Raw genomic sequence first — 14,130 nt, 5'->3', positions numbered from 1 at the left:
ATCACCGGCTGAAGGGCTGCCCCTGTGAACAGAGCTCTGCCCGACGTACGGCTGCGCGTCCCCACCGACGAGGACGCCATCGCCTGGCACCGGATCTTCGACGATCCCGACGTCATGGAGTTCCACGGCGGCAGCTCCGCCGAGCTGTCCGTCTACGAGGAGCTCACCGCCCGCCAGCGCCGCCACGACGCCGAGCACGGGTTCTGTCTGTGGACCATGCTCGACGAGGAGGGCCGGGCCATCGGATTCACCGGGGCCCAGCCGTGGCCCCGGGAGTGGGGCCCGACCGGCGAGATCGAGATCGGCTGGCGGCTCGCCCGCGACCACTGGGGCAAGGGGTATGTGACCGCGGCCGCGCTGCTGACCCTGGAACGGGTGCGGGCGGCCGGTATCAGCGGCGTCGTCGCCATGGTCGACGCCCGCAACGAACGGTCGATCGCCGTCACCCGGCGGCTGGGCATGGAGCTGGCGGAGAAGTACACGACACCGGTCTCGCAACAGCTGGGGCACTGCTACCGGCTGGCGCTGTGACGCCGGGCCGGTGATCGGTGCGGTGACGGTGAACGAGCTTCACCGACCGCCAATCGGTAACGCACAGTAGCTATTTGCCGCAGATCGCCACTCAGTGCTTCCGGGAGGGGCCGCTCGACGGTTACCCTGCCGGTACCGCTGGGGGTGAACATCTGTGCGCGTAACACCCAAGTCATTCGAAGTGCGTGTGCCACGGCTCGTCGGGCTGATGGCCGTGGACGCGCGCGAGACGGCCGAGGCGGGCGGGGTCACCCTCGCCGCGCCCGACCGGCCCGACTTCCATCTCACCGTCGTGGACTACGTCGTACGGCAGTACCCGCCGCCAGGAGTCGAGGTGCCGCGTGGGGCCGCGGTGACCGTGTGGTTCGAGTTGGGCGACGAGGGTGGGGGCGTGCGGGAGCCTCGGCGGGGCGGACCGCAACCGCCCGGTTTGCGCAGGGCGTTGGATGAGCCGGGGGATCCGTTTCCGGTTCGCCGGTAGGGCGGAGGGTGGCGCCGGGTCCGGGGTGGGTTCTCGGGAGCGTCGCAGGCCGCGGGGCGTTCGTGGCTGGTCGCGCCGTTCCCCGCGCCCCTATTTAGGACGCGGGCGGCCACCTCTCGCTGTCAGCGGAGGGTGGTGCTGCGTCTGGGGTGGGTTCGCCGGAGCGTCGCAGGCCGCGGGTGATTCGTGGCTGATCGCGCAGTTCCCCGCGCCCCTTTAGGGACGCGGGCGGCCACCTCTCGTTGCCAGGCGTCCCCTACTTCTGGATCAGCAGGATCGCCACTGCCGCGCCGCCTCCGATCACGAACGCCGCCGCGATGGTGGTGATCCAGACGAGGGCCCGGCCGCGGGGGTTGGGAGGGGTGGTGGTGGGGGGCAGTTGGTGGGCGAGTTCGTAGAGCGGGGGCTCGTGTGGGACCGGTGTGGGGGTCGGCGTCGAGGGCTGGGGCATCGGGAACGATGAGGTCTGCGGCGGGAATCCGTACGCCGGTGCCGGGCCGCCGCTCGGCATCGCGGGCATCGGGGGCGGGATGACGGCGGTGCGGGCTCCCGCCATCTGGACCAGGTAGGGCGCGAGGAAGGCCGCTCCGAAGATCCAGAGGAGGCTGAAGAGGAGGAACTCGGGGATGTCGAGGCCGAGTCCGAGCCGGCCTGCGGCGGAGAACGCGCCGCCGATGTCGGTCGCGGCGGAGCCGGAGGCCTCCATGCTCACACCGCTGATACCGGCGAGGAGCAGGAAGAGGCCGAAGAAGACGCCCGCGGCGAGGAGTTGCTCGCCCCGGCCCGAGGAGCGGCGGGCCGCGAGGACGCCGAGGGTCAGGGCGCAGACCACGCCGAGCGCCAACGCCCCCACGACGGCCCAGGAGTTGACGGCGTCACCCAGTTCGGAGAGCCCGAACGCCTCGCGCTCGTAACCGCCGCCGCCGTACGGGTTGGATTCGCCGAGTCCGTAGTCGCCCGAGGAGTCGTTCCCGTACGACGTGTCGTCCCCGTACCGCGAACCGCCCGCCTCGCCCTGGACGGACGCGCCCCAGGACATGCCGAGGAAGGTGACGGCGAGGTTGGGCAGGACGAGCAGAACGAGCAGGAGCGGGTTGAGGTCCTCGTCCCACTCGGCCCGCCACTCGTTGTTCGCCGCGAGGACGACGAACGTGACGACCGAGCAGAGGACCAGGACGATCGCCATGGCCCGTACGGCCGTTCCGGTCGCCCGGAACAGGGTTCGCGGGCCGGGGCGGGCGGCCAGCCGGGCGGCCAGGTCGTCGCGTTGCAGCAGGGCGCCCGAGACGGCGGCCGTGAGCAGCAACGCGCCCAGCGCCGCGAGCCAGGGCGACGTCGAGACCTCGGCGAGCGCGATATCGGGCTGCGCGAACAGCGCCAGCAGCAGGACGGCGACCGTCACCAGCAGCGTGACCCGTACGGCCGCTTCGAGCCCGGCGGTACGGCCGGCGCCACCGCCGTACGTGCCGTACGCGCCGCTCGTCACCAGCCGGGCGCGGAGCTGTCGTACGCCGATGAAGAGCGCCCCGAGGAACAGGGCGGTCACCGTGAGCGGGACCAGGCTCAGGGTGAAGGCGCCCTCGGCGCTCTGGAAGTCGTCGGAGTAGTCACCGCCGGCCGCCTGCGAGACCTCGAAGCCGCCGCCGAGGCCCTGGAGGAGGGCGGCGAGGGCGAGACCCAGCCGGTCACCGAAGCCGACGAAGTCCTCCTCTCCCTGGTCGTACGACGGGACGGCCAGGGCGACGGCGGCGGCGAAGAGCAGCCCGATCGGCCAGAGCGCGGCCGGCGCGGAGCCGCCCCAGTCGCCCCGGAAGGCCCGGCCGAGGAAGGCGCCCACGGGTGAGGGACGGGCGGGGACGGGGGCGTACGCGGGAGGCGGGGGTGGCGGGCCGAGGGGTGGAGCCATCGAGGGAGCCATCGACGGAGGCGGGGGTGGGGGCGGCGGGGCCGGTAGCGATGTGGGCGGAACGAGCGGAGCCGGGGGTGCCCCCGCTCCCCCGGCCGCTGTCTGTGCCGGTACGCGTTCCCGCCCGCACTTCATGCAGAAGCGTGCCTCGTCGGGACCTGGTGTTGCGCAGTGCGGGCAGTAGGACGTCATGGAACGCTCCGTCATCCAGAAAACTCGTGCCGTGATGAGTCGTGGTCAGACGCGCACGGCTGCCGACCGCTGCGTGCTGACGTATCAACGGACGGTAGTTTTCTGTTGACCGGTTCCCGTCAACAGGGCTCCCTTATGGGCACCCCTCCTACGAGTGAACCCGCGGCCTAGGAGTCGGCCTTGAACCCCCGGTGCAGCGCGACGATCCCGCCCGAGAGGTTCCGCCACGCGACCTTGTCCCAGCCGGCCTTCCGCAGGCGCTCGGCGAGGCCGGCCTGGTCGGGCCAGGCGCGGATGGACTCGGCGAGGTAGACGTACGCGTCGGGGTTGGACGACACCGCGCGGGCGACCGGCGGCAGCGCGCGCATCAGGTACTCGGTGTAGACGGTCCGGAACGGCGTCCATGTGGGGTGGGAGAACTCGCAGATCACGACCCGGCCGCCGGGCTTGGTCACCCGGTACAGCTCCCGCAGCGCGGTGTCCGTGTCCTGCACGTTCCTGAGGCCGAAGGAGATGGTCACCGCGTCGAACGTGTCGTCCTTGAACGGCAGCTTCGTCGCGTCGCCCGCGGTGAACGGCAGCCAGGGGGTGCGCTCCTTGCCGACCTGGAGCATGCCGAGGGAGAAGTCGCACGGGACGACGTAGGCGCCGGTCTGCGCGAAGGGCAGTGAGGAGGTGCCCGTACCGGCCGCCAGGTCCAGGACCTTCTGCGCGGGGCGGGCCTCCACCGCCCGCGCGACCTCCTTGCGCCAGCGCCGGTCCTGTCCGAGGGACAGCACGTCGTTGGTCAGGTCGTACCGTTTCGCCACTCGGTCGAACATCGAGGCGACTTCGTGCGGCTGCTTGTCCAGGGATGCGCGGGTCACGGGCCCATTGTGGCAGTACGGGCCGGACGCACACGCGGCGCCCGGCCGTACCCGCTCACGGCAGCAGCCTCGGCTTCTTCTTCCCCGCCACGTCCTCCACCCAGCCGCACAGCAGGACGAAGACGCCGATCAGCAGCCAGCCGATGCCGAACATGAACCACTGGCTCTCCAGCGGCAGGTACTTCTCGAAGGCGGGCACGTTCCAGAACTGGTCGATCAGCGGAACGGCGAGGATCAGCGCTATCTCGTGCCAGAGGTAGAGGGTCACGGCCCGCGCGTTGAAAATCGTCACCAGCCGGTCGAGCCGCGGGAAGCGGGCGAGCCACGCGAAGTCGATCCTGAAGTGTTCCTTCGCGTACATCAGCAGCGTCACGAAGCCCGCCGACCAGAACGCCTGTGCGAGCGGGATGTCGTCCAGGTCGTACGAGCCGGTCTCGGCCTGGTGGGTGAAGGCGTACCAGCCGCCGTACGCGATCGCCGCGAGGGAGAGCGCGGTGACGGCGAACGGCTTCAGCCGGGCCAGAACCCCGTCGCGGTGGGCGAAGCCGAGGAGCCAGCAGAAGAGGAAGGTGGCCAGGTCGGTGAGGGCGTTGCCGAAGCGGTCGTCCGGCGGTTCCCAGAGGAAGTGGAAGGCCAGGACGGGGGCGAGGGAGGCGACCAGGACCGGCACCGGGGCCAGCCGGAACACCTTCAGCAGGACCGGCGAGAGCAGGACGAACCAGAGGTAGGTGCGCAGGTACCAGAGGATCTCCCAGGCCTGCTCGCCCCAGGCGTTGCCCGGCGGGTCGCCCAGCGGGACGACCCAGTAGACGATCTGCCAACCGGGCATCCAGTCGTGGACCAGCATGGCGACGACCACGAAGAAGCCCCAGAACCAGAAGGGGGGCAGGAGGCGCCTGACGCGGCTCCTGATCACCTTCACCGGCGGGCGCTCCAGGGACTTCGCCATGAGCGTGCCGGCCAGGGCGAACATGACCCCCATCGAGGGGAACACCATCCCCGCCCAGGCCCAGCCGAAGGTGTGGTACGTGACGACGCGGACGAGGGCGACGGCCCGCAGGGCGTCGAAGTAGCGGTCCCGCTGCGGGTGGGTCGGACCTTGCTCCGGTTGGGTCTCGGGCGTCTGCGCACCGAGCGCCGGCGACTCCGCCTTCGTCACCGGTATTTGAGCCGTCTCCTCTACCGGGTCCTCCGGCGCGTACTGCACGTCCGTGTACTGCTGTTGCGTATACGGCTGTTGCACGTGCGGCTGCTGAAGGTACGGGTACTGCGGGGAGCCGTAGTACGGCTGTTGCTCGTAGCCGTACTCGTACCCCTGACCCTGGCCGTACCCCTGGCCGTACCCCTGGCCCTGCCCGCCCTCCCCCCAGCTCATCAGTTCGCCCCGGCCGGGGTGCCGACTTCGCCGGTGCGCTTGAGTTTCTGCCAGCGGAGGCGGCCGCCGGTGAGGGCGGTGATGCAGGAGTGGATGAGGACGAGGTACATCATCTGGCGGTAGGCGAGCTGCTGGAGCGGGAGCATCAGCAGATAGCGGTACTTCTCCTTGTCGAGCTTGAACGCGTAGGCCGCGCAGACGAGTTGGACGCCCAGGACGGCGAGCCAGGCCAGCAGGGACGCCTGGAAATCGACCAAGATCATCGCGTAGACGGTGAAGACGTCTATGAGGGGCGCGAAGACCGGGGTGACGATCTGGAAGATGACGACCAAGGGCGTGCCGACGCGGCCGAAGCGGCCGGACGGCCCCTTGTCCGTCAGGGACTTGCGGTGCTTCCACAGGGCCTGCATGGTGCCGTAGGACCAGCGGTAGCGCTGTGACCAGAGCTGCTTCAGCGACGCGGGGGCCTCGGTCCAGGCGCGGGCGTGCTCCTGGTAGACGACGCGCCAGCCGGCGCGGTGCATGGCGATGGTGATGTCGGTGTCCTCGGCGAGGGTGTCCTCGCTCATGCCGCCGACCTCGAGGACGGCGTCCCGGCGGAACGCGCCGATCGCGCCCGGGATGGTGGGCATGCAGCGCAGCAGGTCGTACATGCGGCGGTCGAGGTTGAAGCCCATCACGTACTCGATGTGCTGCCAGGCGCCGATCACGGTGTTGCGGTTGCCGACCTTGGCGTTGCCCGCGACCGCGCCGACGCCGGGGTCGGCGAAGGGCTGCACCAGCTTGCCGACGGTGTCGGGTTCGAAGACGGTGTCTCCGTCCATCATCACGACGATGCCGTAACTGGCGTTCCGTACGCCGTTGTTGAGGGCGGCGGGCTTGCCCGCGTTCTCCTGGCGGATGACGCGGACGTTGGGGTAGCCCAGCGCCTCCGCGATCTCCTTCGTGCCGTCCGTGGAGCCGTCGTCGACGACGATGATCTCGATGGGGTGGGTGCTCCGGGCGAGGGAGTGGAGCGTGTTGGCGATGCACTCCTTCTCGTTGTACGCGGGCACGATGACGGTCACCGGGCCGGTGATCGGCGGCCCCCAGCTGAACCGGCGTTTGTTGCGTTCCCGGAAGTGCCGGCGGGCGAGGAGCAGCATCATCCCGAAGCGGCCCATGACGGCGACGCCCACGACCATCAGGCCGACCGAGAGCGTCGGCACGGCGTACTCGGCGACGTAGACGGCGGCGATGAGCGCCTTGCCCTCGTACAGGGTGGCGCCGGTGGCGGTGCGGTGGGCGGCCTGCGGGTTCGAAGTACCGGGGGTGCCCTGCCCGTTGGCGGCCGCGCCGCCCTGCTCGTCGGTTCCGGGGGCGCCGCCGGGGGCACCCGCCTGCCGGCCGCTCGCCGCACCGGTGCTGGTGCCGTTCTCGGTCTCGTCCTGCTGCAGGGCGCCGCTGACGGTGGTGAAGGTGTAGCCCTTGGCCTGCATCTTCTTGATGTACGTGCCGAGCGCCTTGACCGTCTGGGAGCGGTCGCCGCCCGCGTCGTGCATGAGGACCGAGGCGCCTTCGCCGTCCTCCGGCGTGGCCCACTTGATGATCTTCTTGACGCCGGGCTTCTTCCAGTCGTCGCTGTCGGTGTCGACGAAGACGCTGGTGTAGCCCTCCTCGCCGAGCTTCTCGTAGACGGGCCAGCTGTAGTTGTCGATGGCGTCCGTCTCGGAGGAGTACGGGGCACGGAAGAGGGTGGTCGTGATGCCGGCCGCGCCCGCGAGGGCGAGCTGCGTCTGGGTCATCTCACGGGTGATGCGGGCGTCGCTCTGGTACGACAGGTCGACGTGCGTGAAGGTGTGGATGCCGATCTCGTGGCCCTGCTCCACCATGTCCTCGACGATGCTCGGGTAGCGCGAGACCATCGAGCCCACCACGAAGAAGGTCGCGGGGATGTCGTACTCCTTCAGGACCGCGAGGATCTCCGGGGTCCAGGTCGGGTTCGGACCGTCGTCGAAGGTGAGCGCGATCGTCTTGTCCGGCACGGACTGCGTCTGCGCGTCGCCGCCCCGGAAGGTCAGGATGGGCCCGCCTTCGAGGATGTCGTCGGGTACGTCGCCTGCGCCGGCCCCGGTACGGACGCGCTGGTCGCCGCCGACCTCGGAGCGCAGATAGCCGTCGAGCAGCATCACGCTGGTCAGCCCGAGCAGGAGCAGCAGGGCGAGGATGACCCGGGGTTTCTGCAGCGCGGCGGCCTTGCCGGTGGCGCGTTGCAGCTTGGAGGGGGCGCGCCGGCGGCCGCGTCGCGCGGGTGTCGTCGTGGTCATGGGGTGGTGCTCCCGTCAGTTGGCGGACGCGGACGGGGACGCTGCGGCGGTGGGGGCGCCGGAGGGCGGGGTGCCTCCGGGGGCTCCGCTGGGGGCGCCCGAGGGGACGCCTTCGGGGGCGATGCCGCCCTGGGGCTGCGGGCCGTTGCCACCGCCGCCGCCGGGTGCGCCGGACTGGCCGCCGCCTCCGCCGAAGGGGAAGAGCTCGGACGGGGACGCGGAGATGCCCCAGCCCATGAACGCCATGCCGAGTACGACGGCGTAACCGAGACAGACGACCTCCAGCAGCGTGCCGCAGCGGCGCAGGAGTCTGGCGCGGCGCCCGGAGTTGTCGACGAAGACGGGGCCGTCCTCTTCCGACCCCTTGAGCTGCTTGCCCTGCTTTCCCTGCTTGCCTTGCTTTCCCTGCTTGCGGCGGCTGCCCCGGGCCGGTGTCGAGGTGATCTCGTACACGGCCTCGGGGGAGAGGTTTTCGTTGGCGGACTCGGATTGCATATCCCCGGATATTAGGGGCTGTTTATTTGGCCAATTCATAGCTTCTCTTGCGAGACGCCCATGAGAAACTCCTTAACCTGTCCTTTTCCTTAGAGAATTCATGAACGACTGCGAAGTCAACGGACCTTGCTTTTGAGGGGATACACCCCGCCCAAAAGGTGCGGTCTGCCCGACTATCACCCTGTTTTCCGTTCACCGTTTCGTGATCGTCCTTCAGAAGTGCAATCCTGAAGAAGCACACATGGAGCACAGTCAGGTGTGGTTCATTTCCATCGTGAGTACCGTGAGGAATTCCCTGAAACCGGTCGCCGGACTGCTCTGTCTCGTGGCCCTGGCCTGCGCGGGCTGCACCACGAAGACGAATGAGTCCGCGTCCACGCCCAGCAGCCCCGCGAGCACGTCCGGCGCATCCGCGACCGATGAGGAGTCTGCGACCGAGGTGTCCACGGCCTACGCGCCCTATGTGGACGCCACCGACACCTCCGACCTCGACGACGCCGGGTCGGCGGCCGCGTACAACCTGGCGTTCGTGATCGCCGACGGCGACGAGTGCACGCCCGCGTGGAACGGGGCCGAGGCGATCGACGACTCGGCGGTGAAGACCCGCATCGCGGCGCTCACCGACTCGGGCGCGTCGGTCCGGGTCTCCTTCGGCGGCGCCTCCGGCACGGAGCTGGCCGAGGCCTGCGACAGCGCGTCCGAGCTCGCCGAGGCCTACGGCGCGGCGCTCGACGCGGCCGGCTCCGCCGAGGCCGACTTCGACGTCGAGGGCGACGCGCTGGCGGACTCCGACTCCGTCACCCTGCGCTCCGAGGCCATAGCCCTCCTCCAGAAGGACCGCCCCGACCTCTCCGTCTCCTTCACCCTCCCCGTCATGCCGTCCGGCCTCGACGACGACGGCGTCGCCCTCCTCGACTCGGCCAACGACAAGTCCGTCCAGGTCACCACGGTCAACATCATGACCATGAACTACGCCAGTTCGTACGGCGACGACATGGGCGACTACGCGGAACAGGCCGCCGAGGCGACGCACGAGCAGCTGATGGACATCTTCGGCACGAGCGACTCCACCGCGTGGGGCGCCCTGGCGCTCACCTCGATGCTCGGCGTCAATGACGTCGACAACGAGACGTTCACGCTGGAGGACGCGGCGCAGGTGCGGGCGTTCGCGGAGGAGAAGGGGATCGCCTGGGTGTCGATGTGGGCGACGTTCCGGGACCAGCAGTGCGGGGACGGGGCGAACGACGAGCTGACCGACTGCAGTGGGGTGAAGCAGGAGGACGGGGCGTTCGGGGAGGCGTTCTCGGGGTGAGCCCCGGGGGCGGCCGGGGGTTCTGTCGTACGCGGGCCGCAGGCCCGGGTCCTGTCGTACGCGGGCCGCAGGCCCGGGTCCTGTCGTACGCGGGCCGCAGGCCCGGGTTCTGTCGTACGCGGGCCGCAGGCCGGTGGGGGCTTGTCGCGCGGTTCCCCGCGCCCCTGAAAGGCGGCTTCGCCCTTCGTTTCAACGGCGCCGGTGGACCAACCGCCCCGCACAGACCGTCGCGATACAGAGGCCGGACTCGTCGAAGACGGCGAGGTCCGCGCGACCGAGGTCGACGATCGCCGTGGGGCGGGTGCGACGGAATACGACCACGTCGTTCCGCTCGGCGGCGGCCCGGAGTTCGGGAGTGTCGGCGTACTCCTCCAGCACCGCGACCGCGCCCGACTTCAGCACCGCGTGGATGCGTTCGCGTGGTGTCGGCGCCTGCGGAAGCGGGCCCTCATGAATACGGGCGGGTCCCAGAACACCGGGCCACCGCCGCACACGGGCACCCGGAAACCGCTCCAGGACCTCCGTCAGGGGCCCCACGGCCTGGACCCTGACGCCTTCCACGACGACGGCCCCGTCCTTGACCGGCTCGGGATCGTCCCAGCTGTACCGCACCTCGTCGGCGGCGTGGATCGTCAGCACCCGAGCCCTAGTTCGCGCTCAGCAGCTTCAGCTCGGGGTGGGCCGTGCCGCCCTCGATCGCCGTGGACGAGATGTGGGACATGACGCGCTCGTCGACGGGGTCGTTCGCCGGGTCGTCGTGGACGAGAAGGTGCTCGTAGGTGGTCGCCCGCTGGGCGGGCACCCGCCCCGCCTTCCTGATCAGGTCGATGATCTCCATGCGGTTGGAGCGGTGCTTGGCTCCGGCGGAGGAGACGACGTTCTCCTCCAGCATGATGGAGCCGAGGTCGTCCGCTCCGTAGTGCAGGGACAGCTGCCCGACCTCCTTGCCCGTGGTGAGCCAGGAGCCCTGGATGTGGGCGATGTTGTCCATGAAGAGCCGCGCGATGGCGATCATGCGCAGGTACTCGAAGAGCGTCGCCTGCGTACGGCCCTTGAGGTGGTTGTTCTCCGGCTGGTACGTGTACGGGATGAAGGCCCGGAAGCCGCCCGTCCGGTCCTGTACGTCACGGATCATCCGCAGGTGCTCGATGCGCTCGGCGTTGGTCTCGCCGGTGCCCATGAGCATCGTGGAGGTGGACTCGACGCCCAGGTTGTGCGCGGCCTCCATGATCTCCAGCCAGCGCTCGCCGGACTCCTTGAGCGGAGCGATGGCCTTGCGGGGCCGCGCGGGAAGCAGCTCGGCGCCGGCGCCGGCGAAGGAGTCGAGACCGGCCGCGTGGATACGCGTGATCGCCTCCTCCGCGCTGACCTTCGAGATCCGGGCCATGTGCTCGACCTCGGACGCGCCGAGGGAGTGGATGACCAGCTGCGGGAACGCCTCCTTGATGGCGGCGAAGTGCTTCTCGTAGTACTCCACCCCGTAGTCCGGGTGGTGCCCGCCCTGGAACATGATCTGCGTACCGCCCAGCTCGACGGTCTCCGCGCAGCGGCGCAGGATGTCGTCGAGATCGCGCGTCCAGCCCTTGTCCGTGGCCTTCGGCGGGGCGTAGAACGCGCAGAACTTGCACGCCGTCACGCAGACGTTCGTGTAGTTGATGTTGCGCTCGATGATGTACGTCGCGATGTGTTCCGTGCCCGCGTACCGCCGCCTGCGTACGGCGTCGGCGGCGGAGCCCAGCGCGTGCAGCGGCGCGTCGCGGTAGAGGTCGAGTGCCTCCTCCGGCGTGATCCGCCCACCCTCTGCGGCACGGTCGAGAACGGACTGGAGATCGGCCTTCTCGGTCACCGGGAGCGTCCCTTTCGTAAGGGTTGAACGGACCGGCCCAGCCTACGCCAGAGGTCCGGATCGCCCGACGTCAGCCCGGCAGCCTGTGGATAACTCCGGGGAACGGCGTGGGACGGCGTGGGACGGCGCGCCGGTCTCACGCCGCGTACGCCTCCAGAAGCAGCCCCACGTACGCTCCCGCGATCATGAACGGGCCGAGGGCGACCAGTTGCCTGCGTACGGCTCGGCGCCGGGCCGCGAGGACAAGGGTGTACCCGCTGCCGATCAGGGCCCCGGCGAAGGTGCCGAGGTACAGCGCGCCCCAGCCGTACCAGCCGAGGGCGGCGCCCAGGCCCACGGCCAGCTTCACGTCACCGAAGCCCAGGGCCAGGGGCCTGATGAGGAAGAAGAGGAAGTAGAGGCCGCCGAGGGCGAGTGCGCCGTACACCGCCGTGCGCCACTGGCCCGCGTGCTCGGGGATGAGCGTCGCCGCCCCCAGCAGGGCGAGGGCCAGGCCCGCGAACGGGAGGGTCAGGGAGTCCGGGAGGCGTTGTGCCCTGAGGTCGACCAGGGTGAGGAGCACGCCGAGGGGGGCGAGGAGAAGCCAGACGGCGAGTTCGGGGCGGGGGCCGGTGGCCAGGGCGAGGAGGGCACAGATCACGGCGGTCAGTGTGGCGACGGTGGGGGCGTAGGGGCCGTATACGCAGGCGGGCAAGGCGAGTTGGGGGTCGGCCTTGCAGCGGGCCGGGCCCAGCCACCCCGCCGCGGGGCCGGTGATCCGGTGGCCGGTGGGGCACTCGGTGTGCCAGGGGGTGTCCTCGTCGACCGTGAAGCGGTAGGCGGGGCGGGGCAGGAGAGTGCCTGTCGCCGCGCCCCACAGTGCGGCGGCTGCGGTCAGGCCGATCAGCCAGGGGTCGAGATCCACGTGGTCAGCCTATGAGTTGTGGCGGGGGCCGCGCGTCAGAGCCCGGGAAGGGCGGGTGCGTTGGCGGGTGTGGGTCGAGTGTGGTTGCTCGCGCGGTTCCCCGCGCCCCTTGAGGGCCTACGGCCCGTACGGGGGCGCCTACTTCACCTTTGCCAGTCTCGCCGTCGGGTCGCCCGCGTCCGCGTTGTCCGACTCGTACTGGAGCTCCTCGCCCACGGGGGTGAGGGTGATCTGGTGGGTGTTCTTCGTGCAGGTCTTGGGGTTGTTCTCGGTGTCGGCGATGCTGGTGGCGAGGACGTGCTTCGCGGTGACCTCTTTGAGGACGAGCCTGTCGTCGCAGGTGCCGCCCAGGAGGTCGACCGAGCGGAAGGTGCCCAACTCGTCGCCCACGTCGGACGGTTCGAGAGTGATCCGGAAGGTGCCGGCGGGCAGGTTGCCGCCGAGGGCGTAGGCGTCGCCCTCCCAGGTGCCGAGGTACTTCGCCGGTACGCCCCCCTCCGCACCGTCGCTCTGGTCGGCCGCCGGCTCGCTCGCCTGGGGAGCCGGGCCCGCCGCGCTGCCGCCGTCGCCGTCGTCCGCGCCCGTGAGCATCCCGACCCCGAACACCGCCCCCACGCTCACCACCGCGAACGCCCCGGCGACGGCCAGGGCGACCGAGCAACTCACCCTTCGGCCACGACCGTTCGGCGCGGTCGTCGACATCGCGGCCACACTCAGCGACAGCTTGCCCGGCGGGGACGACGGCTCCGGCGGAACCGTGTCGGCCACCGCCGCGCCGGCCCGCTGCCCGGGGACGGGTGGCGGGGTCCCGACGGGTGGCGGGATCGGCGGTGACACGACTGGCGGTGACATGACCGGTGGTGGCCCGAACACGCCGCTCTCGGCCGGGGGCGCCGAGTCCCCCACCGCGACCGAGGGGCTGCTGAAGCCCACCGGGCCGGACGGAACCCCTTCCACGGCCTCCAGGTTGAGCAGTTGCACGGCGCTGCGGCCGACCTGTTCGACCAGCGGGCCCGGCAGCCAGCCCGCCGCCACCAGCCGGGCGGCGCCCTCGGGAGCCAGGGTGCGGGCGACCTCGGCCGGGGACGGTCGGGCGGCGGGGTTCTTGGAGAGGCAGTGGGCCACGAGGTCCCTCAGTTCGCCCTCCAGACCGTCGAGTCGGGGCTCTTCGTGGACGACCTTGTAGAGGAGGGAGGCGGAGGAGTCGCCGGGGAAGGGGGACTCGCCGGTGGCGGCGTAGGCGAGGACCGCGCCGAGGGAGAAGACGTCGGCCGCGCCGGTGACGCTCTTGCCGAGGATCTGCTCGGGGGACATGTAGCCGGGGGAGCCGATGGAGACGCCGGTGGAGGTGAGGGACGCCGTGCCGTCCGTCGCGCGGGCGATGCCGAAGTCGATGAGGAGAGGGCCGTCCACGGTCAGCAGTACGTTCGACGGCTTCACGTCCCGGTGGACCAGATCCAGCGCGTGCACGGCGGAGAGGGCCTCCGCCAGGCCGGCGCCCAGAACCCGTACGGAGTGCGGGGGCAGAGGGCCGCCGTCCGCCACGGCCCCGGCGAGGGACGGGCCGGCCGCGTAGCCGGTCGCCACCCAGGGGACCGAGGCCTCCGGGTCCGCGTCCAGGACGGGGGCGGTCCAGGCGCCGCCGACCCGCCGGGCGGCGTCGACCTCGCGCCGGAAGCGGGCGCGGAACTCCTCGTCCAGCGCGAAGTGCGGGTGCACGACCTTGACGGCGACGGTACGGCCGCCCGCGCTGCGCCCCAGATAGACGCGGCCCATCCCGCCGGACCCGAGCCGGCCGAGCAGCCGGTAGGGCCCTACGACCGTGGGTTCACCGACGTCGAGCGGTTGCATGGCGACACCTCCCCCGTACGAACTCCCCTGAACTCTTCACGACTCCCCAGCAGCGTAGTGCCGCA

The 14,130-nt window shown here is 70.7% G+C and carries 12 protein-coding genes; 3 read left to right on the top strand and 9 right to left on the bottom strand.

Annotated features, from left to right (window positions below; translation table 11 throughout):
* The first annotated feature begins 24 nt into the window (after positions 1-24).
* Positions 25-531 (top strand): GNAT family N-acetyltransferase, encoded by a 507-nt coding sequence (locus tag I8N67_RS01085; protein WP_200300640.1) that lies wholly within the window; start codon positions 25-27, stop codon positions 529-531.
* 154 nt (positions 532-685) lie between these two features.
* Complete coding sequence (locus I8N67_RS01080; protein WP_200300639.1) at positions 686-1,012, top strand: PASTA domain-containing protein; 327 nt, start codon at positions 686-688, stop codon at positions 1,010-1,012.
* Positions 1,013-1,268: 256 nt separating this feature from the next.
* On the opposite strand, the gene I8N67_RS01075 is transcribed toward I8N67_RS01080, so the two are convergent.
* From I8N67_RS01075 to I8N67_RS01055, 5 genes are all read right to left on the bottom strand, one after another.
* The gene (locus tag I8N67_RS01075) at positions 1,269-3,110 is read right to left on the bottom strand and encodes a zinc ribbon domain-containing protein (RefSeq protein ID WP_372443601.1); all 1,842 of its coding nucleotides are present in this window, start codon (positions 3,108-3,110) and stop codon (positions 1,269-1,271) included.
* Positions 3,111-3,277: 167 nt separating this feature from the next.
* Positions 3,278-3,976: a demethylmenaquinone methyltransferase gene (locus tag I8N67_RS01070; protein WP_200300638.1), complete on the bottom strand. Its 699-nt coding sequence runs from the start codon at positions 3,974-3,976 to the stop codon at positions 3,278-3,280.
* 55 nt (positions 3,977-4,031) lie between these two features.
* Positions 4,032-5,351, bottom strand: a complete 1,320-nt coding sequence (locus I8N67_RS01065; protein WP_200300637.1) for an acyltransferase family protein — start codon at positions 5,349-5,351, stop codon at positions 4,032-4,034.
* The gene (locus I8N67_RS01060; RefSeq protein ID WP_200300636.1) at positions 5,351-7,657 is read right to left on the bottom strand and encodes a bifunctional polysaccharide deacetylase/glycosyltransferase family 2 protein; all 2,307 of its coding nucleotides are present in this window, start codon (positions 7,655-7,657) and stop codon (positions 5,351-5,353) included. The genes I8N67_RS01065 and I8N67_RS01060 overlap by 1 nt, the downstream gene beginning before the upstream one ends.
* A 15-nt stretch (positions 7,658-7,672) precedes the next feature.
* Positions 7,673-8,152 (bottom strand): hypothetical protein, encoded by a 480-nt coding sequence (locus I8N67_RS01055; protein WP_200300635.1) that lies wholly within the window; start codon positions 8,150-8,152, stop codon positions 7,673-7,675.
* 283 nt (positions 8,153-8,435) lie between these two features.
* Here I8N67_RS01055 and I8N67_RS01050 point away from each other — a divergent pair, with 283 nt between their 5' ends.
* Positions 8,436-9,464 (top strand): chitinase, encoded by a 1,029-nt coding sequence (locus I8N67_RS01050; protein WP_200300634.1) that lies wholly within the window; start codon positions 8,436-8,438, stop codon positions 9,462-9,464.
* 189 nt (positions 9,465-9,653) lie between these two features.
* On the opposite strand, the gene I8N67_RS01045 is transcribed toward I8N67_RS01050, so the two are convergent.
* The 4 genes from I8N67_RS01045 to I8N67_RS01030 all read right to left on the bottom strand — a co-directional run bounded on the left by I8N67_RS01045 (position 9,654) and on the right by I8N67_RS01030 (position 14,065).
* Complete coding sequence (locus tag I8N67_RS01045) at positions 9,654-10,103, bottom strand: hypothetical protein (RefSeq protein ID WP_200300633.1); 450 nt, start codon at positions 10,101-10,103, stop codon at positions 9,654-9,656.
* Positions 10,104-10,110: 7 nt separating this feature from the next.
* Positions 10,111-11,310, bottom strand: coding sequence for a cyclic dehypoxanthinyl futalosine synthase (gene mqnC, locus I8N67_RS01040; RefSeq protein WP_200300632.1), 1,200 nt, complete (start codon positions 11,308-11,310; stop codon positions 10,111-10,113).
* Positions 11,311-11,446: 136 nt separating this feature from the next.
* Complete coding sequence (locus I8N67_RS01035) at positions 11,447-12,214, bottom strand: prepilin peptidase (RefSeq protein WP_200300631.1); 768 nt, start codon at positions 12,212-12,214, stop codon at positions 11,447-11,449.
* Positions 12,215-12,352: 138 nt separating this feature from the next.
* Complete coding sequence (locus I8N67_RS01030) at positions 12,353-14,065, bottom strand: serine/threonine-protein kinase (RefSeq protein WP_200300630.1); 1,713 nt, start codon at positions 14,063-14,065, stop codon at positions 12,353-12,355.
* Positions 14,066-14,130: the final 65 nt, after the last annotated feature.

Origin of the sequence: Streptomyces adelaidensis, assembly GCF_016598475.1 — a bacterium.
Taxonomy (GTDB): domain Bacteria; phylum Actinomycetota; class Actinomycetes; order Streptomycetales; family Streptomycetaceae; genus Streptomyces; species Streptomyces adelaidensis.
This window is presented reverse-complemented; position numbering and strand designations above follow the sequence as displayed.